Origin of the sequence: Halobacillus trueperi (genome assembly GCF_003386945.1) — a bacterium.
Taxonomy (GTDB): domain Bacteria; phylum Bacillota; class Bacilli; order Bacillales; family Halobacillaceae; genus Halobacillus; species Halobacillus aidingensis.
Genome location: NZ_QUAE01000007.1, coordinates 134,187 through 155,972, shown reverse-complemented (window position 1 = coordinate 155,972; position 21,786 = coordinate 134,187). Strand labels below are relative to the sequence as shown.

Below are 21,786 nucleotides of genomic sequence, written 5' to 3'. Positions count from 1 at the left end.
GATCAAGGAGTGGAACAGATGGAACAAGTACAAGGCATGATTCTCGTGCTGGACTTCGGGAGCCAGTATAACCAATTGATTACACGCAGAATCCGTGAATTCGGTGTGTATAGTGAGCTTCACTCTCACAAAATGAGCATCGAAGAGATTAAAGACATGAACCCTAGTGGAATCATCCTATCCGGTGGCCCGAACAGCGTCTACGGGGAGGAAAGCTTCCGTTGTGACGAGCAGATTTTCGAACTTGGCATTCCAGTCCTTGGGATCTGCTATGGCATGCAATTGATGACCCATCATTTTGGTGGAAAAGTCGAACGTGCTAAAGAGCGTGAATATGGAAAAGCGGATATCAACGTGGCGAAAGAGCCGGTGATTTTTGCTAAAACACCGAGAGAACAAACGGTTTGGATGAGTCACAGCGACAAAGTCATTGAAGCTCCTGAAGGGTTCCAAGTGGATGCGACAAGCCCGTCCTGTCCAGTAGCCGCCATCAGCAACGATGAAGCACGCATGTATGGCGTCCAGTTCCACCCGGAAGTCCGCCATTCAGAATACGGAAACGACATCCTCCGCAGTTTCGTTTTTGACGTATGTGAGGCGACCGATGATTGGACGATGGAACATGTTGTGGAAATGGAAGTGGAGAAGATCCGTGAAAAAGTCGGCGACCGTAAAGTGTTGTGCGCCTTGAGTGGTGGCGTAGATTCCTCTGTCGTCGCTGCTTTGATTCACCGTGCCATCGGTGATCAGCTCACATGTATTTTTGTCGACCACGGTCTGCTTCGTAAAAATGAAGCGGATGATGTTATGCGCACTCTCGGAGACGGCTTTAACATGAACATCCTTAAAATTGATGCCAAAGACCGCTTCATGAGCAAGCTTGCAGGTGTTTCGGATCCTGAGAAGAAGCGGAAGATCATCGGCAATGAATTCATCTATGTTTTTGATGACGAAGCAGAGAAATTGAAAGAAATCGACTTTCTAGCACAAGGAACGCTTTACACGGATATTATCGAAAGTGGTACAGAGACCGCACAGACGATCAAGTCTCACCACAATGTCGGCGGCCTTCCTGAGGACATGCAGTTCGAATTGATCGAGCCGTTGAACACGCTGTTCAAGGATGAAGTGCGTGCGCTTGGAACAGAGCTTGGTGTGCCTGAACATATCGTTTGGCGCCAGCCGTTCCCAGGACCCGGACTTGCGATTCGTGTGCTTGGAGAAGTGACAGAAGAGAAGCTTGAAATCGTTCGCGAGTCAGACCATGTCCTTCGTGATGAAATTAAAAAAGCAGGTCTTGACCGTGACATTTGGCAATACTTCACCGTGCTTCCGGACATCCGTTCCGTTGGGGTCATGGGCGATGAGCGTACGTATGATTACACGATCGGTATCCGTGCGGTGACATCCATTGATGGAATGACATCGGATTGGGCCCGTATTCCATGGGACGTCCTAGAGAAGATCTCTACGCGAATCGTCAACGAAGTCGATCACATTAACCGGGTCGTTTATGATGTGACGAGTAAGCCACCTGCAACGATTGAGTGGGAATAATCGAACGTTAGTTTATATTTATGTTTTAATGTTCGGATTTGGGGTTGACGAATGATGTCGAACCTTGTAAGATAGAGACAAATGAATAAAGCAACACCGTCGTATAATTTTGGGGATAAGGCCCATGAGTTTCTACCAGACTACCGTAAATCGGTCTGACTACGTTGGTGAATAGACGATGAGGGAGACCTGTATAATAGTCTCACCTTTCGTCCGTTTCCTTCGTATAGATGTAGACACTCTTGGAGCTTCCAAGAGTGTCTTTTTTTGGTACCAGGTACATCCGCATGCTTGATGTGTACCTGGTACCAGATGGCCTCAGGCCGGTACCAGGTACGAAAAAAAGAGAAAGCGTACCCGGTACCGATCTAGGTGAACGTAGTGCCAGGTATGGAAAATTTATTGTTGTGTACCGGGTGCGAATAGAGATACGGCGTGAGATGAATAGAGGGAAAAGGGGAGGAAACGTATATGAGTAAGTTTTTTAAGTTTGAAAAGTTTGGGACGACGTATCGCAGAGAGTTTATGGCAGGTTTAACGACCTTCCTCGCGATGGCATACATTTTGTTCGTTAACCCGTCCACACTTGCACTTGATGGAATAGAGCAGCTTCCTGAGGGTGTGACAAGGATTGATAAAGGAGCAGTGTTTACAGCGACGGCGATTGCAGCGGCTGTCGGTACACTCATTATGGGATTGTTCGCGAAATATCCAATTGCCCTCGCTCCGGGAATGGGTTTGAATGCGTTCTTCGCGTACACCGTTGTTTTAGGTTTCGGGATTCCGTGGGAAACAGCACTCGCAGGTGTTTTGGCTTCTGGACTTATTTTTATTGTATTAACCGTTACAGGCCTGCGGACGATGATCATCGATGCGATTCCTGCGAACTTGAAGCTCGCGGTCGGTGCCGGGATTGGTTTGTTCATCGCATTCATCGGTTTCCAGAATTCCGGGATCGTGCAGAACAGTGATGCGACATTAGTACAGCTTGGCGACTTGACGGCAGGGCCGACGCTGCTTTCCATTTTCGGAATCATCGTCAGTGTCATGCTGATGGCGATGGGATTGAAAGGCGGTATTTTTTACGGAATGGTCCTGACATCCATCGCAGGTATGGTGACAGGTTTGATTGCTCCGCCGGCCGGCTTTGGAGATATTGTAAGCACAGCTCCTAGCGTTGCGCCGACTTTCGGTGCTGCCTTTACCCATTTCGGTGAAATTTTCACGATTGAAATGCTTGTCGTCATTTTAACGTTCTTATTCGTCGACTTTTTTGATACAGCTGGAACGCTTGTAGCAGTAGCGACACAAGCTGGTTTTATGAAAGATAATAAATTGCCGCGTGCCAACCGTGCGTTATTTGCGGATTCAGCAGCAACAGTAGTCGGTGCCGCTGTCGGTACGTCCACAACGACATCTTATATTGAGTCTACAGCTGGTGTCGGAGCTGGTGGACGCACAGGGTTCACATCTGTCGTTACCGCTGGATTCTTCATTCTAGCGCTCTTCTTCTCACCATTACTATCTGTTGTGACTGCAGAAGTGACGGCGCCTGCGTTGATCATTGTCGGTGTGCTTATGGCTTCCACTTTGAAAAATATCGATTGGGATCAGTTTGAAATCGCGGTTCCTGCCTTCTTTACGATTGCGGCGATGCCGATGACCTACAGCATTGCAACAGGGATTGCCATCGGATTTATTTTCTATCCGATTACGATGCTTTTGAAGGGGCGCGGGAAAGAGATCCATCCGATTATGTACTTCCTGTTTGTTATCTTTGTGTTGTACTTTATCTTCCTGGCATAGGGAGATACTGATAAAACAGCGAATCTCACCGATAAATATGCGGAAGTCACTGATAAACTGCTAAAACCGACTGATAAATGGTGCAAAGCTACCGTTAAAATAGCTGAAGCCGTTGATATGGGGGGAGTGGCTAATATAGTAGGATGACCTGCTAATATATGCTGAAAGTTGCTAATATATTCGATGAACCTGCTAATAAAAGCTTCAAAGCTGCTAATATGTCAGTAGAAGCTAGAGCTACCCAGCTCAATCAGCAAAAAAAGAAACCGGCAAGTCGCCCAAGCGGCTGCCGGTTTTATTCATCTTCCAAATGGCGGATCGTGATCGGACGCTGTTTCGTTGAATCTGAAATATAGCGGTGGAGCTGGATCACGAGCAGTCCATGCTTATACGTCGCTTCCACTTTGTCATGCCGAACGGGGAAGGGAAGATCGATGCTTCTTTCAAACGCTCCATCGGCGATCTCTGATTTGATCTGGTGGCCCCCACGGTTATTGATTTCAATTTTTCCACTTAACGTCAATGTCGAATGGTCAACAAGAACGTCGACATTTTTCGGGTGATTCATTCCAGGAATGTTGACGAAGCAAAGCAGTTCATTGTCGTATTGATACATGTTGATTGCTGGAACGGCGGGTTTCATCATGCCGTCGAAGTCTCCCCAGAAGTCCTGCCCGAAGAAGCGGTCGAGGTTGGTTTTCCAATCTTTAAATTGATTCATGTCATCGTCCTCCAAAAAATGTCATAGATTGCGTTAAAAACTTGTTGTGCACGTCTCTTCTCATGGTTTATAGTGTATGCAAAGTACATCGTCTAGGTGAATGTGACGGTTTGTGCAAACCCTAGCGTAGGAGGCTCTCAACTATGTTTGAAAACCCATTATTGCTCGTTGGGATTATTTTAGCTGTCAACATTGTTTATGTTTCGTTTTTCACCCTCCGTATGATTTTCACGCTGAAGGGACAGCGCTATTTTGCTGCGTTCATCAGCATGTTCGAAATCGTGACGTACATTTACGGACTGGGGCTCGTCCTCGACCGCCTGGATCAAATTGAAAACGTCATTGCCTATGCCGTCGGGTATGGTCTCGGCGTCATCGTCGGGATGAAGATTGAAGAGAAGCTCGCTCTCGGGTATATTACAGTTAATGTGATATCTTCAGACCCAGACATCGAATTCACCCGCAGACTTCGTGAAAAAGGATATGGTGTTACGAGCTGGTACGCGTATGGCATGGAAGGCGACCGCTTGGCGATGCAGATCCTGACACCACGGAAGTATGAACTCGCTTTGTATGAAACGATCCGTTATATCGACCCGAAAGCTTTTATCGTGGCGTATGAACCGAAGCAGATTCATGGTGGATTCTGGGCGAAATCCGTTAAGAGAGGAAAGATCCGTGATGCCCAAAAAGAACAAGAACAGCAAGAAGCGCTTTGAAGTCGGTGAAAAGGAATCGATCGGTCAATGTCTCGATCGGATGAAGAAAGAAGGATACACGCCGATACGTCGCGCGGAAGAGCCTGTCTTCCGTGAAGAAACCCGTAATGGGGAAAAAGTGATGGAACCTGTAGGAAAAACGATCGTATTTCATGCGGTAAAGGAATAAAACCGAACGATCAATTGTTACGTTTTTATTAATGTTCGATATTTGCGTTGACATGTTGGAACAGAAATTGATATGATGAAGGCAGAATTGCATAGACGACCTCATATATGACGGGGATATGGCCCGTACGTCTCTACCTGGGAACCGTAAATTTCCGGACTATGAGGGGAGTTTAAGCTGTGAAAAAGCTTTCTCAGACCGGACACACGTGTGCCTGTTCGACTCCTCTCATCTTTTGAGGGGCGTCGAGCAGGCATTTTTCATGCTACGAAAGAAAAGAGGGATTCGATGGCAAGTGTAGGCGTGATCATGGGCAGCATTTCAGATTGGGAGACGATGAAAGAAGCGTGCAGCGTTTTGGATGAGCTTTCAATCGATTATGAAAAAGAAATCATCTCAGCACACCGTACACCTGAAGATATGTTCACATACGCGGAAACGGCCCGGGAAAAAGGGTTGAAAGTGATTATTGCAGGGGCAGGGGGCGCGGCTCACTTACCTGGGATGGTCGCATCTAAAACGACACTACCGGTCATCGGCGTGCCGGTGGAATCGAAAGCATTGCAAGGGTTGGATTCTCTTTTATCCATCGTGCAGATGCCAGGGGGCGTTCCTGTCGCTACCGTTGCGATCGGGAAGGCAGGCGCGAAAAATGCGGGTCTTCTGGCAGCGGAAATGATTGGAGCTTTCGATCAGGAAGTAGCTTCAAAACTATCAGACTATCGCCGGCAGATGGTAGATAAAGTCGACGGAATGAGGAGGGATCTTCGTGAAACCTGAAGTGATTCGACCAGGAAGGACGATCGGGATTTTAGGAGGCGGCCAGCTCGGTCGTATGATGGCTGTCGCAGCAAGACATATGGGCTATCGAATCGCTGTGCTTGATCCTGCAGAAAATTGCCCTTGTGCCTCAATCGCTGAGGAACACATCATCGCTGAATATGATGACTTGCAAGCAGCGGAACGATTGAGTGAGGTCAGTGATGTGATCACCTACGAATTTGAAAACGTTGACCTCGATGTGGCACGGCTTTTTGAAGAAAAAGGGAAGCTGCCGCAAGGAGCATTTGCGCTTGAAGTGACCCAAAACAGGGCCAAAGAGAAGGAGATCGCCGTCGATGCTGGACTGTCCGTCCCTGAGTATCGTATCGTGACCACTTTTGAAGAGGTGGAAGAAGCGATGGAAGTCACAGGCTATCCTGCTGTCATCAAGACGGTCAGCGGCGGCTATGATGGCAAGGGACAGCAGAAAATCGAAGACGAAACTCATCTCGAAGATGTCCGGTATTTCATGAAAGAAGGCGGCACCTACATTGTGGAGCAGTGGCTTGAATTCGATCTTGAAATTTCTCAAGTGTTTTCTAGAGGAATGGATGGACGTATCATCCCGTTCCCGATTGCGGAAAATATCCATAAGAACCACATTTTGCATGAATCAAGAGTTCCGGCAACCATTCCTGGGAAAGTGGAAGAGCGCGCCCGTGAAGCTGTTGAAGTATTAGCTGAACGAATCGGAGTGGTCGGTACATTCGCTGTTGAAATGTTCGTCAAAGGAAAGGACATTTTCATCAATGAAATGGCGCCACGGCCTCATAACTCAGGGCATTATACGATCGAAGCGTGCAGCGTGTCACAATTCGAACAGCACGTCCGTGCGATTTGCGGTCTCCCGCTGTTACCGGTCCATTCGTTCGGGGCAGCGGTGATGGTGAACGTGCTTGGGAAGCATCGAAGCATTTTGCTGGATCGTCTGGAATATTATCATGGCTTTCATCTTCACGACTATGGAAAAGAGGAAGCCCGTCAGACCCGTAAAATGGGGCACATAACCTTTGTGGGGGACAATTTAAAAGAAATCGACAAAGTCATCACAGAAAATCAGATCCATTTATGGTAGGAGGAAGACAATGATTGAACGTTATACACGCCCGGAAATGGGTGCGATTTGGACAGAAGAAAATAGATACCAGGCTTGGCTTGAGGTTGAACTTTTAGCTTGTGAAGCGTGGAGTGAACTTGGGGTCATCCCAAAAGATGACGTGAAAAAATTACGCGAGAATGCATCCTTTTCCATCGACCGCATTCACGAAATTGAAGCAGAAACTCGTCACGATGTTGTGGCCTTTACCCGCGCCGTTTCAGAAACGGTCGGAGAAGAGCGGAAGTGGGTGCACTACGGACTGACTTCCACAGACGTCGTGGACACAGCGCTGTCCTATCAATTGAAGCAGGCGAATGAAATCATTCGCAAAGACCTCGTCAACTTCATTGAGATCCTTGGTGAAAAGGCGAAGGAACATAAACACACGGTCATGATGGGCCGTACACACGGTGTGCATGCCGAGCCGACGACGTTCGGACTGAAGCTTGCTCTTTATTATGAAGAAATGAAGCGTAATCTCGAGCGTTTGGATCTTGCAATGGACCACATCCAGTTCGGAAAGCTTTCTGGAGCGGTCGGAACGTATGCGAACATCGATCCATTTGTTGAAGAGTATGTGTGTGAAAAGCTTGGCCTGAAGCCAGCACCTGTTTCGACACAAACCCTGCAGCGTGATCGTCATGCTCATTATGTATCCACACTTGCTTTGGTTGCGTCTTCGATTGAGAAAATTGCTGTAGAAATCCGCGGCCTGCAAAAAACGGAAACACGTGAAGTGGAAGAATTTTTTGCGAAAGGTCAAAAAGGATCCTCTGCGATGCCGCATAAACGAAACCCAATCGGTTCTGAAAACATGACCGGAATGGCACGCGTTCTGCGCGGCAACATGCTGACGGCATTTGAAAATGTACCGCTATGGCATGAACGTGACATCTCTCACTCTTCCGCAGAGCGAATCATCCTGCCTGATGCAACGATCGCTTTGAATTACATGTTGAACCGTTTCGGTAACATCGTGAAGAACTTGACTGTCTTCCCTGAACGGATGCAGGAAAATATGGAGAAAACATACGGACTCATCTTCTCCCAGCGTGTATTGCTGACGCTCATCGATGAAGGCTTGGTCCGCGAAGAAGCTTACGACCTCGTCCAGCCGAAAGCCATGGAAGCATGGGAGCGCGGCATCCCGTTCCGTGAACTGATTGAAGCAGACGACAAGATCACATCCACCCTGTCAAAAGAACAGCTGGATGCCTGCTTCGACTACAAGCATCACCTGAAACAAGTCGACCGCATCTTCGACCGCATCGGACTGTAAAGCTGTACCGAAAGATGATGGACAGATAATGGAAAATACTGTATGACCTGGTACACCAGGATCTGGTGTACCAGGTCATACAAAAAATCCCAATTCCTTAGCGAGGTGTTTCTGTATGAAGGGTTCTTTATTGTACGAAGGGAAAGCGAAACGGGTGTATCATACGACGGATGAGTCGGATCAGCTCGTTTTATCTTATAAAGATGACGCTACAGCATTTAACGGCAAGAAAAAAGACGAGTTCGCAGGCAAAGGACGCCTCAACAACTTGATTACCTCGAAAGTATTCCAATACTTACACCAGCACAACATTACGACCCACTTTATTAAAGCTCTGAACGATACCGAACAGCTGGTCAGACGAACGGACATCATTCCTCTTGAAGTCGTTGTCCGCAACCAGGCTGCTGGCAGCATTACGCGCCGGCTCGGCATCGAGGAAAAAACGAGCTTTACTCCACCGATCATTGAATTGTTTTACAAGAAAGACGAATTGAATGACCCGCTCATCAACGATGTCCACGCGTATCATCTCACGGACATCACGGAACAAGAACTCACGTTTATTAAACAGCAAGCCTTAGACATCAACATTGAACTTCAAAAGCTTTTCCGTTCGGCAGGGCTGACGCTTGTCGATTTCAAATTGGAATTCGGCCGCCTCAAAGACGGCACGATCGTCCTTTCTGATGAAATTTCCCCGGATACGTGCAGGCTTTGGGACAAAGAAACAGGCGAGAAAATGGATAAAGACGTCTTCCGGGAAAGTACCGGTGACTTGATCGATACGTACACCAAAATACTACATCGACTGGAGGAGAGCGTATGCGCAAAGTAAAGATTCACATCACGTTGAAAGAAGGGGTCCTTGATCCACAAGGAAAAGCTGTCCACAACTCCCTGCAATCTTTAGAATATAACAACGTCCAGGATGTACGCGTCGGAAAATACATGGAAGTGATGGTTGAAGACAGTGACAATCTTGAAGCGGAGATCGATCGCATGTGCGACCAGCTTCTTGCCAACCCTGTCATCGAAAATTACAGCTACACGATTGAGGAGGCGGGTTAACGTGAAATTCGCTGTCATCGTTTTTCCAGGATCGAATTGCGACCGTGATATGTACTTTGCTGTTAAAGATCAACTCGGAGCAGAAGCGGATTTAGTCTGGTATAAGGAAGCAAATCTAGCAAACTATGACGGGATTCTACTGCCGGGCGGTTTCTCTTATGGCGATTACCTGCGCTCAGGTGCTATTGCCTCTACTTCTGATGTCATCACACAAATCCGCGAAGCAGCAGAAGCCGGAAAACCAGTCCTTGGCGTGTGCAACGGGTTCCAGATCCTTCTCGAAATGGGACTTTTACCAGGTGCGATGCTTCCGAATGAAAAGCTCAAATTCATGTGCCATTTTGAAACATTGACCGTCGAAAATGCCGACACGATGTTCACCCGTCAATACGAGAAAAAGGAAAAAATCCAAATTCCAATCGCACATGGAGACGGCAATTATTTTTGTGACGAAGAAACACTTCAGAAGCTCCAAAACAACAAGCAGATCGTCTTTACGTATGACCAGAACCCGAACGGGTCTGTCGGGAATATTGCCGGCATCACCAATGAAAAAGGAAATGTGCTCGGTATGATGCCACACCCGGAGCGGGCGGTCGAAGCGCTTCTTGGTCACGATGACGGTCTTCGTCTATTTGAATCGATTTTGACACACTGGAGGGAACACCATGCCATCAATGCTTGAGATCAGTCCAGAACAAATCGAAGAACAGCACGTTTATAGAGAGATGGGGCTGAAGGATGACGAGTATGCTTCCATCTGCTCGATTCTCGGTCGTCGTCCGAACTACACAGAGACCGGCTTGTTTTCAGTCATGTGGTCGGAACACTGCAGCTACAAAAACTCTAAACCGCTTTTGAAAAAGTTCCCTACTGAAGGTGCACACGTGCTTCAAGGTCCCGGGGAAGGCGCCGGGATCATCGACATCGGTGATGATCAGGCCGTCGTTTTCAAAATTGAAAGCCACAACCACCCGTCCGCTGTTGAACCATACCAAGGTGCAGCCACAGGGGTGGGTGGAATCCTGCGCGACGTCTTCTCGATGGGAGCCCGTCCGATCGCGCTTCTGAATTCGCTCAGGTTCGGTTCATTGCAGCAGCCACGTGTGAAGTACCTTTTTGAAGAAGTTGTCCGCGGTATTGCAGGTTACGGTAACTGTGTCGGTGTCCCAACGGTCGGCGGAGAAGTCCAGTTCGATGATGCGTACAATGGCAATCCGCTTGTCAATGCGATGTGTGTCGGGTTGATCGATCATAAAGATATTCAAAAAGGAATTGCGGCCGGTATCGGTAACACGGTCATGTACGTCGGAGCCAAGACCGGGCGTGATGGCATCCACGGCGCTACTTTCGCATCGGAAGAATTGTCGGAAGAGTCCGAAGAAAAGCGTCCATCCGTACAAGTCGGGGATCCGTTCATGGAAAAACTGCTCATCGAAGCTTGTCTTGATGTCATTCAACACGACGCTCTTGTTGGTATTCAAGATATGGGAGCGGCAGGACTGACTTCATCGGCAAGTGAAATGGCGAGTAAAGCAGGCACAGGAATGACGATGAATCTCGATCATATCCCGCAGCGGGAAGAAAATATGACGGCTTATGAAATGATGCTTTCTGAATCTCAGGAACGGATGCTGCTCGTCGTAGAAAAAGGACGCGAGGAAGAGATTGCAAGAGTTTTCCGTAAATATAATCTTGAAGCGGTAGCGGTCGGTGAAGTGACAGGTTCGAAACGCTTCCGCCTCGAGCACCACGGGGAAACCGTTGCTGATGTTCCTGTCGATTCTCTTGCTGAGGATGCACCGGTTTACCATCAGCCGTCCCGTATTCCGGCGTATTATGAAGAGTTTCAAAGTATGGAAGATTATGTACCAGAAATCACAGACTACCGGGAAACATTGGTGAATCTATTGAAACAGCCGACAATCGCCAGCAAAGAATGGGTGTACGATCAGTACGATTCCATGGTCCAGACGAATACCGTCGTCACACCAGGATCTGATGCGGCTGTGCTTCGCGTACGCGGTACCAACAAAGCGCTTGCGATGACGACCGACTGCAATTCTCGTTATCTCTATGTAGACCCTGAAGTCGGTGGGAAAATCGCAGTTGCTGAAGCAGCAAGGAATATCGTCTGCTCTGGTGGTCGCCCGCTGGGAATCACAGACGGACTTAATTTCGGATCACCGGAAAATCCTGAAATTTTTTGGCAGATGGAAAAAAGCGTCGACGGCATGAGCGAGGCGTGCCGTAATCTTGAAACGCCAGTCATCGGTGGGAACGTCAGCTTGTACAACGAATCATTCGGAGGTCAGGCGATTTACCCGACACCGATCGTCGGTATGGTCGGTTTGATTGATGATGTTAAGCATATCACTCGTTCCCATGCGCAACATGCCGGCGACCTCATCTATGTCATTGGGGAAACGAATGCAGAATTCGGGGGCAGTGAACTGCAGGGCATGCTTGAAGGGAAGCATTTTGGAAAAGCCCCGTCGCTGGATTTAAAGATCGAGTATAACCGTCAAAAACAGCTTCTGACAGCGATTCGCGCAGGACTTGTCGTCTCTGCTCATGACGTATCAGAAGGTGGTCTATCTGTTGCCCTTGCCGAAAAGCTTTTTGAAAACGAGTTCGGCTGTGAGGTGACGCTCGAAGGTGAGCCAGTTACCGCGCTGTTCGCAGAATCACAGTCACGCTTCATCGTCACCGTAGCGCCGGAACAAAAGGGCGCGTTCGAACAGAGTGTCACAGATGCTCGTCTGATCGGGACCGTGACGGAAAACGGGGTGTACAGAATCAAGCAGGAAGGCGTCGTTCTGGAAGAAAAGACATCAGTGCTGAAAGAAGCGTGGAAAGGAGCGATCGGATGCTTGGTGAAATCAAAGGGTTAAATGAAGAATGCGGCATTTTCGGCGTCTGGGGTCATCAGGATTCGGCCCAGCTGACTTATTACGGCTTACATGCCCTCCAGCACCGCGGTCAAGAGGGAGCTGGAATTGTCACAACGGACGGAGAACAGTTGAAGCTTGCCAAAGGACACGGCCTCATCAATGAAGTTTTCTCAGAAAATCAGCTCGATGACTTGAGCGGACATGCTTCGATCGGTCACGTGCGCTACGCAACGGCAGGGGACGGCGGCTATGAGAATATCCAGCCACTCCTCTTCCGTTCCCAAACAGGAGGACTTGCGCTTGCTCATAATGGAAACCTTGTGAACGCCCAAGCGTTGAAAAACCAGCTGGAGGCGCAGGGAAGCATTTTGCAGACGACTTCGGATACAGAAGTTGTGGCTCATTTAATTAAACGTGCCCGCCATCTGCCTCTCGAGCAGGCCATCATGGAGGCTCTGTCGATGATCAAAGGCGCGTATGCGTTTCTCGTCATGACTGAGGACCGCATGTTTGTCGCCAATGACCCGCGCGGGTTGCGTCCACTCAGCCTTGGTCATCTGGGAGAATCATGGATCGTCTCTTCAGAAACATGTGCCTTCGATGTTGTCGGTGCCGAGTATGATAGGGAAATCGATCCTGGTGAGCTTTTGATCATATCAGATGAGGGAGTGGAATCCAAACGGTTCTCCGCTCCGATTCAGCGCACGCTCTGCTCGATGGAATATGTCTACTTTTCAAGACCTGACAGCAATCTCGACGGAAAAAATGTCCACGCTTCCCGTAAACGGATGGGCAAATCGCTGGCGGAAGAAGCTCCGATTGATGCGGATGTTGTGACAGGTGTTCCGGACTCAAGTATTTCGGCAGCCATCGGTTACGCAGAAGCTTCCGGGATTCCGTATGAGCTCGGGTTGATCAAAAACCGCTATGTCGGCCGGACATTCATACAGCCGTCGCAGGAGCTACGTGAACAAGGTGTGAAAATGAAGCTTTCCGCTGTCCGAGGGATTGTCGAAGGAAAAAGAGTGGTCATGGTCGATGATTCGATCGTAAGGGGTACAACGAGCCGCCGAATTGTGAAGATGTTGAAGGAAGCGGGAGCGAAGGAAGTCCATGTGCGGATTGCTTCTCCACCGATTAAAAACCCGTGCTATTACGGCATTGATACTTCAAACAGCGGGGAATTGATCGCAGCGAACAATTCCATCGAGGAAATCGAAGAGCAAATCGGCGCTGACAGTCTCGCTTTTCTATCCGTTCAAGGGTTGAATGACAGTATATATCAGGGAGAAGAGTCGCTGAGACACGGCGGGTGCATGGCCTGTTTTACCGGCAATTACCCGACAGAAATTTATCCGAACACGATGCATCCATATGAAAAAGCGTAGGGGGGGAAGCGAGATGAGTCAATCGTATAAACAGGCGGGCGTTGATGTCGAAGCTGGTTACGAAGCGGTCGAGCGGATGAAAAAGCATGTGGCCCGCACGATGCGTCCGGAAGTGATGGGAGGACTCGGTTCTTTCGCTGGATTGTTTGACCTCAGCGGCATGAGCTATGAACAACCTGTCCTTGTGACAGGCACAGACGGAGTCGGAACGAAGCTGAAGCTGGCGTTCGAGACGGATCAGCATGATACAATCGGCGTAGATGTTGTCGCAATGTGTGTCAACGATATTGTTGCACAAGGCGCAGATCCGCTTCTATTTTTGGATTACATTGCCTGTGGAAAAAATGATCCCGCCAGGATTGAGCAGATCGTCAAAGGAATTTCGGATGGCTGCGAACAGTCCGGAGCTGCTCTAGTCGGTGGCGAAACGGCAGAAATGCCAGGCATGTATGAGGCGGATGAATACGACCTCGCCGGCTTTGTCGTCGGAATGGCGGATAAGGAGCAGATTATTACAGGTTCTGAGATCAAAGAAGGAGACGTCTTAGTCGGCCTTCCTTCCTCCGGCGTCCATTCGAACGGCTTTTCTCTTGTCAGGAAACTCATCGCAGACCTGGACCTCGAGACGGTACCTGCGGGCTGGACCCGCACACTTGGAGACGTACTGCTGACGCCAACGAGGATTTATGTTCCTGAGATTCAATCGCTGAAGAAGAACACCACCATCAAAGGCATCGCGCACATTACAGGTGGAGGCTTTTACGAAAACCTTCCACGCACACTGCCGGAAGGACTTGGGTGTGAAATCGACACCGACAGTTGGCAGGTGCCGGAAGTGTTCCGCTTTTTACAGGAAAAAGGATCGATCAGCAATGAGGAGATGTTCGGTGTGTTCAACATGGGCATCGGCATGGTCGTCGTGCTTGATCCTTCTGATGTAAACGCCGCGTTCGGAGCTTGTGATGATGCGGTCGTCATCGGAAAAGTGACGAACGAGGAAGGAGTGCAGGGAATATGATCAACATCGCTGTCTTCGCCTCCGGCACCGGTTCGAATTTCGATGCAATCGTCAGCAAAGTGGAATCCGGAGAGATCGAAGCGAACATCGCCCTGCTCGTCTGTGACCGCATCGGGGCTCCTGTCATCGAAAAGGCTCAGAAGCATGAAATCGATACCGTCGTTTACCGGGCGAAAAGTTTTGCAGACAAAGCCGCCTATGAGCAGGCGGTGCTCGATGACTGCCGGCAGCGAGGGATTGAATTCATCGTGCTTGCTGGATATATGCGCCTTATCGGACCGACGTTATTGAAGCCTTATGAGCGCCGCATCGTCAACATCCACCCCTCCCTGCTGCCGGCGTTCCCAGGGAAAGATGCCATCGGTCAGGCGCTGGAGAAAAAAGTGAAAGTGACCGGCGTGACGGTCCATTATGTCGATGACGGTATGGATACAGGCCCGATCATCGCCCAGGAAGCCATCGATATTGAAGAAAACGATACAGCGGATGATGTGAAAAACAAAATCCAGGCGGTCGAGCATCGCCTCTACCCACAAGTGATTCAATCATTATTCATCAAGGAGGAATCTTTATGAAAAAACGTGCCCTACTGAGCGTATCCAATAAACAAGGATTGACAGATTTTGCAAAGAAACTTCACGAACTTGACTACGAGCTTATTTCTACAGGTGGCACGAAACGAGACATTGAAGAAGCAGGAGTCCCGGTCAAATCCATTTCCGAGGTCACTGAATTTCCGGAAATCATGGACGGACGTGTGAAGACGCTTCACCCTTCGGTCCATGGTGGATTACTCGCAAAGCGCTCGAATGAAGAGCATATGAAGCAGCTCGAGGAACTGAACATCGAGACGATCGATCTTGTCGCTGTGAACTTGTACCCGTTCAAAGAGACAATCGCGAAAGAAGGCGTTACGGAAGCAGATGCGATTGAGAACATCGATATTGGTGGACCGACGATGCTGCGCTCTGCGGCGAAAAGCTTTGAAGACGTCGCGGTCGTCGTTGATCCTGTCGATTACGATGAGGTCATCGAAGGTCTCGAAAACGATGCGCTTACTTATGAGGTCAGGCGTAAGCTTGCGGCCAAAGTGTTCCGTCATACCGCCAATTACGATGCGATGATCGCCGAATACTTTTCCGGTTTGACAGAAGAGCTATTTCCAGAGACGTATTCCGTCACTTATGAAAAGGTTCAATCCTTACGCTATGGAGAAAACCCGCATCAGAACGCGGCTTTTTATAAGAAAGCGAACTTCGATGGCACGTCTCTTGCTAAAGCGGAACAGCTGAACGGAAAAGAGCTTTCCTACAACAACATTCAAGATGCCAACGCGGCTCTTGAAGTAGTGCTTGAGTTCAACCAGCCGGCAGCCGTTGCGGTCAAACACATGAACCCATGCGGTGTCGGGGTTGGCGAGAACTTGCATGACGCGTATGTAAAAGCGTACGAAGGCGACCCTGTTTCGATCTTCGGTGGAATCGTTGCCTTGAACAGAGAAGTCGATGCCGATACGGCGGCGAAGTTGAAAGAGATTTTCCTTGAGATCATCATCGCTCCGTCCTTCAGTCAAGAAGCGCTTGATATTCTGACAACGAAGAAGAATCTCCGCCTGTTGAAAGTGGATATGAAAAAAGCCGACCGTCCGGCTCATAAGCTGGTCACCGTCAATGGCGGGCTGCTTGTCCAGGATGCGGATGAAGGTTCCCTTGATGATGTCGAGCTTGAAGTCGCAACAGAACGTGAGCCGTCTGAACAAGAGCTTGAAGATTTGAAGCTTGGTTGGAAAGTCGTCAAACACGTGAAGTCGAACGCGATTGTCGTAGCGAAAGGGGACCGCACGCTCGGTGTCGGTGCGGGACAGATGAACCGTGTCGGTGCAGCGAAAATCGCTTTTGAGCAGGCAGGTGAGAAAGCAGAAGGCAGCATCATGGCGTCCGACGCTTTTTTCCCGATGCCGGATACTGTGGAGGCCGCAGCGGAAGCGGGTGTGACAGCGATCATCCAGCCTGGCGGTTCCAAGCGTGATCAAGATTCCATTGATGCCTGTAACAAACATGGCATCGCGATGGTCTTTACAAAAATGCGTCACTTCAAACACTAATCGAAAGGGTGGAGTCTTATGAACGTATTGGTCGTTGGTCGAGGTGGCCGGGAACACAGTCTTGTACAAAAGTTCGCAGAAAGTGATCAGGTAGAGCGTATTTTCGCTGCCCCTGGAAATGCAGGGATGAGTAAAATTGCTGAATGCATCGATACGAGTGAGCAGGATTTTGACCGGCTGGTTGCTTTTGCCCGGGAGAACAATGTGGGCCTGACCGTGGTAGGCCCTGAGAACCCTTTGCTTGATGGATTGGTGGATGCTTTCCAAGAAGCGGCTCTGCGGGTGTTCGGTCCGACCAAAGCGGCCGCTCTCATCGAAGGAAGCAAGCATTTTGCTAAACAGCTGATGCACAAATACGAGATTCCGACGGCTGGATACGAAGCTTTTTCCAATGTGGAAGCGGCTCAATCTTACATTAAGGAAAAAGGTGCGCCGATTGTCGTGAAGGCGGACGGGCTGGCGGCAGGAAAAGGGGTCGTCGTGGCTGAAACCGTGGAAGAGGCGTTGTCAGCAGTGGAAGACATGCTTGAAAATGGACAGTTCGGGGATGCGAGCCGTGAAATCGTTGTGGAGGAGTTTTTGGCAGGAGAAGAGTTTTCGCTGATGGCGTTTGTGAATGGTTCGAATGTCTATCCGATGATTCCTGCGAAAGACCATAAGCGCGCATTCGATGGAGATCAAGGTCCGAATACAGGCGGAATGGGCGCCTTCGCTCCTGTGCAAGCATTGCATAATTCTTCGTACGCCTTTGCCGTCGAGGAGATTGTGAAGCCGGTAGCGGCAGCGATGGTGGAAGAAGGCCGCCCGTTTACAGGGATTTTATATGCAGGCTTGATCGAAACTTCAGAGGGGCCGAAGGTGATTGAATTCAATGCGCGATTCGGTGATCCGGAAACGCAGGTCGTTTTACCTTTGTTAGAAAATGATCTCGTGCAAGTGGTGAACGATGTACTGGATGGGAAAAATCCTGAACTGACGTGGTCAGAGGGAGTTTGTGCAGGTGTTGTAGTCGCTTCCGCGGGCTATCCTGGTCCATATGAAAAAGGGCGTCCGTTACCTGAGCTTGAAGCGGATGATGGTTTTGTCGTCCATGCAGGGACAGCTTGGGAAAGCGGGAAGTATGTATCCAGCGGCGGGCGCGTCCTTTTGATTGGGAACAAAGGAGAAGACCTTGCGCAAGCGCTGGATCGTACGTATCAATCGCTTCGTCCATTTGAGGATCAGAGCGACTTTTTCTATCGAAGAGATATTGGACGTTCATCAGTCTCTTCGGCGGCTTCGCGTTCCGACGTAGAATAAAGCGGCAATCGAACCGATGACGGTGACGATGACGAACCCGACGTCTGTAAAGTATTCCATAAAATCCATACGTTTCATCCTTTTGAAGAAAGAGCGGGGCAGCCCGCTCTTCTTTTGTTGGTGATGGTGACATATCAACTGGTTGTCGGATATTTCAATGAATATTTGGTTATATCGATTAAGATCTGGATATATCGGCTAAACTTTATTTTTATCGGCCAAATGTTTAATATATCGACGGAACAGGAAAATCATCGGCAGAAACATGCCGTACACCTCCGCGTTTATTGGTCCTGCGGAATATTTTGCTGCCAGCTTTGCTCAATGCCGTCTTTTTCTGTAGACATTTCCTCATAAACGGCTGTCAACGGGCAGAAACGTACAATTCCTTCCGCAACCTTCAATGCAGACAACATGATGAGAAGGGGGTGGGAAGAATCGCACTCTCTGCGTGCACCGCGGATCGTCAAATAGGTCAGCATACTAAGACCTGCGGTGATGCGGACCATACTGTTGATGATTCCGATATTCGGTTTCATTGTGCTTCCTCCTTACCAGAATGGAAGTTCCTGTGTTACGATAGAACATAATGATCTCAGGGAGGTACGCTCCATGAACGAAACACGCTTTCGTTGGCGGAACCGTCAGCTGCGTGAACATGCAGCCGTCATTGATGGAAAAACGGCGCCGACGAAGTTAATCAAAAATACAACTTACTTGAATGTTTACTTGAAGAAATGGATGCATGGCCATATCTGGGTGTATAATGATCGCATCATTTATACCGGCCAGGAGCTTCCTTCCAATACAGAAGGTACGGAAATCATTGATGGCACAGACAGTTATATTGTGCCTGGCTATGTTGAACCGCATGCCCACCCATTTCAGTTATATAATCCCCAGAGCTTTGCAGAATATGCGGCAGAGACAGGGACGACAACGCTCGTCAACGATAACTTGATGTGGCTTTTTTTAACGGAAAAAGAGAAAGCGTTTTCTTTATTAGAAGAATTCATGGATTTGCCTGCAACCATGTACTGGTGGGCCCGTTTCGACCCGCAGTCCGTGCTTCGTGATGAAGACCGATTTGCATTCGATTCCCAGATCCCTGATTGGATCGCTCATGATGCTGTCATCCAGGGCGGAGAACTGACCGCCTGGCCGGATGTCCTTCATCAAGGGGACGAGCAGATTTTACACTTTATGCAGGAAACCAAACGTTCAAGGAAGCCTTTGGAAGCCCACCTGCCGGGCGCTTCTGAACAGACGCTTGTGAAAATGCGCCTGCTCGGAATGGATTCAGAGCATGAATCGATGAGTGCTGACGATGTTCTGAAACGATTGGAAATCGGTTATCAGACAGGGTTACGCTACTCGTCCATCCGCCCGGATCTTCCGGATATTTTACAAGGGCTTGTGGAACAAGGGCATACTCACTTCGACCATATGATGTACACGACCGATGGATCCACGCCTGGATTTTATCGTGAAGGACTGATCAATCCATGTATCCAAATTGCATTGGATGCCGGCGTGCCGGAAATTGATGCGTACATGATGGCGACGTATCAGGCGGCCCGTCATTTCGGAATTGAAAATCGTGTAGGAAGCTTGAACGCCGGGCGCGTCGCTCACCTGAACTTTTTATCAGACCCGAAAGACCCGATGCCTCACTCCGTCATTGCAAAAGGTGAATGGACGAAACGTGATGGTGAGGTTTTGAAAAAAGAAACACTAATCCAGTGGGAAAAAAATGGCGTGAAGCCGCTCGATCTCGATTGGGAAGTGACCGATGCAGATATGCAGTTTTCCATGCCGATCGGTCTTGAGATGGTGAATGATGTCATCATGAAACCTTATGCCATCGATACGGACATTTCCACCGACCGATTGAGCGATGAAAATAAAGAATCCTACCTCATGCTGATGGACCGTGAAGGCGAATGGATGGTCAATACACTGCTGAAAGGTTTTACGCAGACATTAGGTGGCCTTGTCAGCTCGTACAGCAATACTGGGGATATCATATTGACAGGAAAGTCACGTAAAGATATGAAAAAGGCCTTTCAGCGCATGAAGGAAATCGGTGGGGGAATTGTGCTCGTCAATGAAGGAGAAATCCTTTTTGAACTGCCATTGTCTCTTGGCGGCATGATGGCCGATCTGCCGATGAGAGAGCTCATGGAGGAAGAAGCGAAATTGAAAGAATGCCTGCTGGATCATGGTTTTACGTTCAATGATCCCGTTTACACGCTTCTCTTTTTGTCATCCATGCATCTGCCATTCATTCGCATCACACCGCTTGGAATCATGGATGTGAAAAAGAAAGAGGTACTCTTTCCTTCGATAATGCGTTAAAATAAGAGAGGGAATACAGATAAGGAAGTGCTGTCATTGAGAAAGCTTACATTCTTCAGCTTGCTTGCCGTCCTTTTTCTCGCAGCTTGTAATGAGGAAGCAGGGGCTGCCCAACCTGAAGAAACGAAAGAGAAAGAAACAGCGGTCGAAGAACAAATAGAGACAGAAGAGAACGTGACCGTTGATGAAAAGGAAGAAACCGAACAAGCCCACACAGAAACATTTCCACTGACGGGGGAAGCGACGGCTGAAAAAGCAGACCACCGTGCCTTGTCCGTCATGGTGAACAACCATCCGAAAGCAAGACCTCAATCAGGCTTGAGTCAGGCCGACATCGTTTATGAAGTTTTGGCAGAGGGGCAGATCACACGTTTCCTTGCTTTGTTCCATAGTGACATTCCTGATACAATAGGTCCGGTAAGAAGTGCACGTCCATACTATTTCGAAATCGCTGATGGCTTTGATGCGCTTTATACGTACCACGGTGCGTCGACGTCGATCAATCAACAAGTAGCAGGCAGCGGTGTCGATTACCTGGATGGAGCGATGTATGATAACAACGGCTGGTTATTCGAACGGTCCTCGGATCGTGCAGCTCCTCATAACTCTTATCTTTTGACAGAGGGAGTCGAGCAGGCGGTTGCGAGCAAAGGCTATGATGAATCAGGAGAACCTGAAGCACTACCGTTTGCTGAAGAAGGTTCGTTTGAAGGAACACCCGTGGATGACGTCCAGATTACTTATGGCAGTCGGACGAATGTAAGTTTTACTTATGATGCTGCGAAAGAGCAGTTTTTACGTTCCAGTGATGGAGAGCCGACCATCGACCGTTTGAATGAAGAACGGGTGGCTGTAGAAAATGTCTGGATCATAGAAGCAGACCACCGGATTATTGATAACGCCGGTCGTCGTGCGATTGATCTCACTTCAGGCGGGAACGGGTATCTTTTACAAAAAGGACAAATGAAAGAAGTAGAGTGGAAGAACGTCGATGGACGATTGCTTCCCTATAAAGACGGCAGCCCGCTGGCATTTACACCAGGGAAGACTTGGGTGAACATCATTCCAGGAAACGCTGCAGTAGAATCGGAGTAAGGAGGGAAAAGGCATGCAGATCGATAAATTGAGAGGAAAAACGCTCGATCAACTGTTCGAAGCGGTTTTATCTTTGCAAAGTGTAGAAGAATGCTATGAATTCTTTGATGATCTCGCAACGATGAATGAAGTGCAGTCACTCGCTCAGCGATTGGAAGTAGCGCGCATGCTGCGTGAAGGCTTCACTTATCATAAAATTGAAACCGAAACAGGTGCATCCACGGCGACGATCTCCCGTGTGAAACGCTGCTTGAATTATGGCAATGACGCTTATACACAAGCGCTTGACCGTGTGCAAGCGAAACAAACCGAATAGTTTATGAGAGGCTGCCTTTATTGTTAGGCAGTCTTTTTTGTTGGCGCTGGTGAAACACTTCCATGATTCTA

General features: G+C 48.8%; 22 protein-coding genes and 2 riboswitches. Of the genes, 19 read left to right on the top strand and 3 right to left on the bottom strand.

What is annotated here, in order from left to right:
• The first annotated feature begins 18 nt into the window (after positions 1-18).
• Both guaA and DYE48_RS11065 read left to right on the top strand, forming a co-directional pair.
• A complete protein-coding gene (gene guaA / locus DYE48_RS11075) occupies positions 19-1,557 on the top strand; it encodes a glutamine-hydrolyzing GMP synthase (protein ID WP_115823684.1) in 1,539 nt (512 codons plus the stop codon).
• A 79-nt stretch (positions 1,558-1,636) separates the two neighbouring features.
• Positions 1,637-1,739, top strand: a riboswitch (purine riboswitch).
• 289 nt (positions 1,740-2,028) lie between these two features.
• Positions 2,029-3,363 (top strand): NCS2 family permease, encoded by a 1,335-nt coding sequence (locus DYE48_RS11065; protein ID WP_089651520.1) that lies wholly within the window; start codon positions 2,029-2,031, stop codon positions 3,361-3,363.
• 295 nt (positions 3,364-3,658) lie between these two features.
• On the opposite strand, the gene DYE48_RS11060 is transcribed toward DYE48_RS11065, so the two are convergent.
• On the bottom strand, positions 3,659-4,084 hold the full coding sequence (locus DYE48_RS11060) for an Hsp20/alpha crystallin family protein (protein ID WP_089651519.1): 426 nt from the start codon (positions 4,082-4,084) through the stop codon (positions 3,659-3,661).
• A gap of 143 nt (positions 4,085-4,227) precedes the next feature.
• On the opposite strand from DYE48_RS11060, the gene DYE48_RS11055 reads away from it, so the two are divergent.
• The 14 genes from DYE48_RS11055 (at position 4,228) to purD (ending at position 17,946) form a co-directional block, all read left to right on the top strand.
• Positions 4,228-4,803 (top strand): DUF2179 domain-containing protein, encoded by a 576-nt coding sequence (locus DYE48_RS11055; protein WP_115823682.1) that lies wholly within the window; start codon positions 4,228-4,230, stop codon positions 4,801-4,803.
• Positions 4,766-4,972, top strand: coding sequence for an NETI motif-containing protein (locus DYE48_RS11050; protein WP_089651517.1), 207 nt, complete (start codon positions 4,766-4,768; stop codon positions 4,970-4,972). Before DYE48_RS11055 ends, DYE48_RS11050 begins: the two co-directional genes overlap by 38 nt.
• A gap of 81 nt (positions 4,973-5,053) precedes the next feature.
• A riboswitch (purine riboswitch) is annotated at positions 5,054-5,154 on the top strand.
• Between the two features lie 106 nt (positions 5,155-5,260).
• Positions 5,261-5,752: a 5-(carboxyamino)imidazole ribonucleotide mutase gene (gene purE / locus DYE48_RS11045; protein WP_115823681.1), complete on the top strand. Its 492-nt coding sequence runs from the start codon at positions 5,261-5,263 to the stop codon at positions 5,750-5,752.
• Complete coding sequence (purK, locus tag DYE48_RS11040; protein WP_115823680.1) at positions 5,742-6,869, top strand: 5-(carboxyamino)imidazole ribonucleotide synthase; 1,128 nt, start codon at positions 5,742-5,744, stop codon at positions 6,867-6,869. The genes purE and purK overlap by 11 nt, the downstream gene beginning before the upstream one ends.
• A gap of 10 nt (positions 6,870-6,879) precedes the next feature.
• Positions 6,880-8,172 (top strand): adenylosuccinate lyase, encoded by a 1,293-nt coding sequence (gene purB / locus DYE48_RS11035; RefSeq protein WP_115823679.1) that lies wholly within the window; start codon positions 6,880-6,882, stop codon positions 8,170-8,172.
• Positions 8,173-8,287: 115 nt separating this feature from the next.
• Positions 8,288-9,010: a phosphoribosylaminoimidazolesuccinocarboxamide synthase gene (gene purC, locus DYE48_RS11030; RefSeq protein ID WP_115823678.1), complete on the top strand. Its 723-nt coding sequence runs from the start codon at positions 8,288-8,290 to the stop codon at positions 9,008-9,010.
• Positions 8,998-9,243, top strand: a complete 246-nt coding sequence (gene purS / locus DYE48_RS11025) for a phosphoribosylformylglycinamidine synthase subunit PurS (protein ID WP_089651512.1) — start codon at positions 8,998-9,000, stop codon at positions 9,241-9,243. Before purC ends, purS begins: the two co-directional genes overlap by 13 nt.
• Position 9,244: 1 nt before the next feature.
• A complete protein-coding gene (gene purQ, locus DYE48_RS11020) occupies positions 9,245-9,928 on the top strand; it encodes a phosphoribosylformylglycinamidine synthase subunit PurQ (RefSeq protein WP_115823677.1) in 684 nt (227 codons plus the stop codon).
• A complete protein-coding gene (gene purL / locus DYE48_RS11015; protein ID WP_115823676.1) occupies positions 9,912-12,137 on the top strand; it encodes a phosphoribosylformylglycinamidine synthase subunit PurL in 2,226 nt (741 codons plus the stop codon). The genes purQ and purL overlap by 17 nt, the downstream gene beginning before the upstream one ends.
• The gene (gene purF / locus DYE48_RS11010) at positions 12,113-13,525 is read left to right on the top strand and encodes an amidophosphoribosyltransferase (protein ID WP_115823675.1); all 1,413 of its coding nucleotides are present in this window, start codon (positions 12,113-12,115) and stop codon (positions 13,523-13,525) included. Before purL ends, purF begins: the two co-directional genes overlap by 25 nt.
• Positions 13,526-13,538: 13 nt before the next feature.
• A complete protein-coding gene (purM, locus tag DYE48_RS11005) occupies positions 13,539-14,543 on the top strand; it encodes a phosphoribosylformylglycinamidine cyclo-ligase (RefSeq protein ID WP_115823674.1) in 1,005 nt (334 codons plus the stop codon).
• Complete coding sequence (gene purN, locus DYE48_RS11000) at positions 14,540-15,118, top strand: phosphoribosylglycinamide formyltransferase (protein ID WP_115823673.1); 579 nt, start codon at positions 14,540-14,542, stop codon at positions 15,116-15,118. Before purM ends, purN begins: the two co-directional genes overlap by 4 nt.
• The gene (gene purH / locus DYE48_RS10995; protein WP_115823672.1) at positions 15,115-16,647 is read left to right on the top strand and encodes a bifunctional phosphoribosylaminoimidazolecarboxamide formyltransferase/IMP cyclohydrolase; all 1,533 of its coding nucleotides are present in this window, start codon (positions 15,115-15,117) and stop codon (positions 16,645-16,647) included. The genes purN and purH overlap by 4 nt, the downstream gene beginning before the upstream one ends.
• Before the next feature lie 18 nt (positions 16,648-16,665).
• Positions 16,666-17,946, top strand: coding sequence for a phosphoribosylamine--glycine ligase (gene purD, locus DYE48_RS10990; protein ID WP_115823671.1), 1,281 nt, complete (start codon positions 16,666-16,668; stop codon positions 17,944-17,946).
• On the opposite strand, the gene DYE48_RS21555 is transcribed toward purD, so the two are convergent.
• Both DYE48_RS21555 and DYE48_RS10985 read right to left on the bottom strand, forming a co-directional pair.
• On the bottom strand, positions 17,908-18,015 hold the full coding sequence (locus tag DYE48_RS21555) for an EYxxD motif small membrane protein (RefSeq protein ID WP_341865616.1): 108 nt from the start codon (positions 18,013-18,015) through the stop codon (positions 17,908-17,910). The genes purD and DYE48_RS21555 overlap by 39 nt on opposite strands.
• 215 nt (positions 18,016-18,230) lie before the next feature.
• On the bottom strand, positions 18,231-18,485 hold the full coding sequence (locus DYE48_RS10985; RefSeq protein ID WP_115823670.1) for a YgaP family membrane protein: 255 nt from the start codon (positions 18,483-18,485) through the stop codon (positions 18,231-18,233).
• A 73-nt stretch (positions 18,486-18,558) separates the two neighbouring features.
• Here DYE48_RS10985 and DYE48_RS10980 point away from each other — a divergent pair, with 73 nt between their 5' ends.
• The 3 genes from DYE48_RS10980 to DYE48_RS10970 are packed head-to-tail and all read left to right on the top strand — an operon-like array spanning position 18,559 to position 21,715.
• Positions 18,559-20,304, top strand: a complete 1,746-nt coding sequence (locus DYE48_RS10980; RefSeq protein WP_115823669.1) for an adenine deaminase C-terminal domain-containing protein — start codon at positions 18,559-18,561, stop codon at positions 20,302-20,304.
• A gap of 27 nt (positions 20,305-20,331) precedes the next feature.
• On the top strand, positions 20,332-21,399 hold the full coding sequence (locus DYE48_RS10975) for a DUF3048 domain-containing protein (protein ID WP_425269301.1): 1,068 nt from the start codon (positions 20,332-20,334) through the stop codon (positions 21,397-21,399).
• A gap of 13 nt (positions 21,400-21,412) precedes the next feature.
• The gene (locus DYE48_RS10970; RefSeq protein ID WP_089651501.1) at positions 21,413-21,715 is read left to right on the top strand and encodes a YerC/YecD family TrpR-related protein; all 303 of its coding nucleotides are present in this window, start codon (positions 21,413-21,415) and stop codon (positions 21,713-21,715) included.
• Positions 21,716-21,786: the final 71 nt, after the last annotated feature.

Excerpts from the sequence above, each read along its gene's own strand:
- guaA (WP_115823684.1), top strand. The coding sequence starts at position 19 with ATGGAACAAGTACAAGGCATGATTCTCGTGCTGGACTTCGGGAGCCAG.
- DYE48_RS11065 (WP_089651520.1), top strand. The coding sequence starts at position 2,029 with ATGAGTAAGTTTTTTAAGTTTGAAAAGTTTGGGACGACGTATCGCAGA.
- DYE48_RS11060 (WP_089651519.1), bottom strand. The coding sequence starts at position 4,084 with ATGAATCAATTTAAAGATTGGAAAACCAACCTCGACCGCTTCTTCGGG.
- DYE48_RS11055 (WP_115823682.1), top strand. The coding sequence starts at position 4,228 with ATGTTTGAAAACCCATTATTGCTCGTTGGGATTATTTTAGCTGTCAAC.
- DYE48_RS11050 (WP_089651517.1), top strand. The coding sequence starts at position 4,766 with ATGCCCAAAAAGAACAAGAACAGCAAGAAGCGCTTTGAAGTCGGTGAA.
- purE (WP_115823681.1), top strand. The coding sequence starts at position 5,261 with ATGGCAAGTGTAGGCGTGATCATGGGCAGCATTTCAGATTGGGAGACG.
- purB (WP_115823679.1), top strand. The coding sequence starts at position 6,880 with ATGATTGAACGTTATACACGCCCGGAAATGGGTGCGATTTGGACAGAA.
- purC (WP_115823678.1), top strand. The coding sequence starts at position 8,288 with ATGAAGGGTTCTTTATTGTACGAAGGGAAAGCGAAACGGGTGTATCAT.
- purS (WP_089651512.1), top strand. The coding sequence starts at position 8,998 with ATGCGCAAAGTAAAGATTCACATCACGTTGAAAGAAGGGGTCCTTGAT.
- purL (WP_115823676.1), top strand. The coding sequence starts at position 9,912 with ATGCCATCAATGCTTGAGATCAGTCCAGAACAAATCGAAGAACAGCAC.
- purF (WP_115823675.1), top strand. The coding sequence starts at position 12,113 with ATGCTTGGTGAAATCAAAGGGTTAAATGAAGAATGCGGCATTTTCGGC.
- purM (WP_115823674.1), top strand. The coding sequence starts at position 13,539 with ATGAGTCAATCGTATAAACAGGCGGGCGTTGATGTCGAAGCTGGTTAC.
- purN (WP_115823673.1), top strand. The coding sequence starts at position 14,540 with ATGATCAACATCGCTGTCTTCGCCTCCGGCACCGGTTCGAATTTCGAT.
- purH (WP_115823672.1), top strand. The coding sequence starts at position 15,115 with ATGAAAAAACGTGCCCTACTGAGCGTATCCAATAAACAAGGATTGACA.
- purD (WP_115823671.1), top strand. The coding sequence starts at position 16,666 with ATGAACGTATTGGTCGTTGGTCGAGGTGGCCGGGAACACAGTCTTGTA.
- DYE48_RS21555 (WP_341865616.1), bottom strand. The coding sequence starts at position 18,015 with ATGGATTTTATGGAATACTTTACAGACGTCGGGTTCGTCATCGTCACC.
- DYE48_RS10985 (WP_115823670.1), bottom strand. The coding sequence starts at position 18,485 with ATGAAACCGAATATCGGAATCATCAACAGTATGGTCCGCATCACCGCA.
- DYE48_RS10980 (WP_115823669.1), top strand. The coding sequence starts at position 18,559 with ATGAACGAAACACGCTTTCGTTGGCGGAACCGTCAGCTGCGTGAACAT.
- DYE48_RS10970 (WP_089651501.1), top strand. The coding sequence starts at position 21,413 with ATGCAGATCGATAAATTGAGAGGAAAAACGCTCGATCAACTGTTCGAA.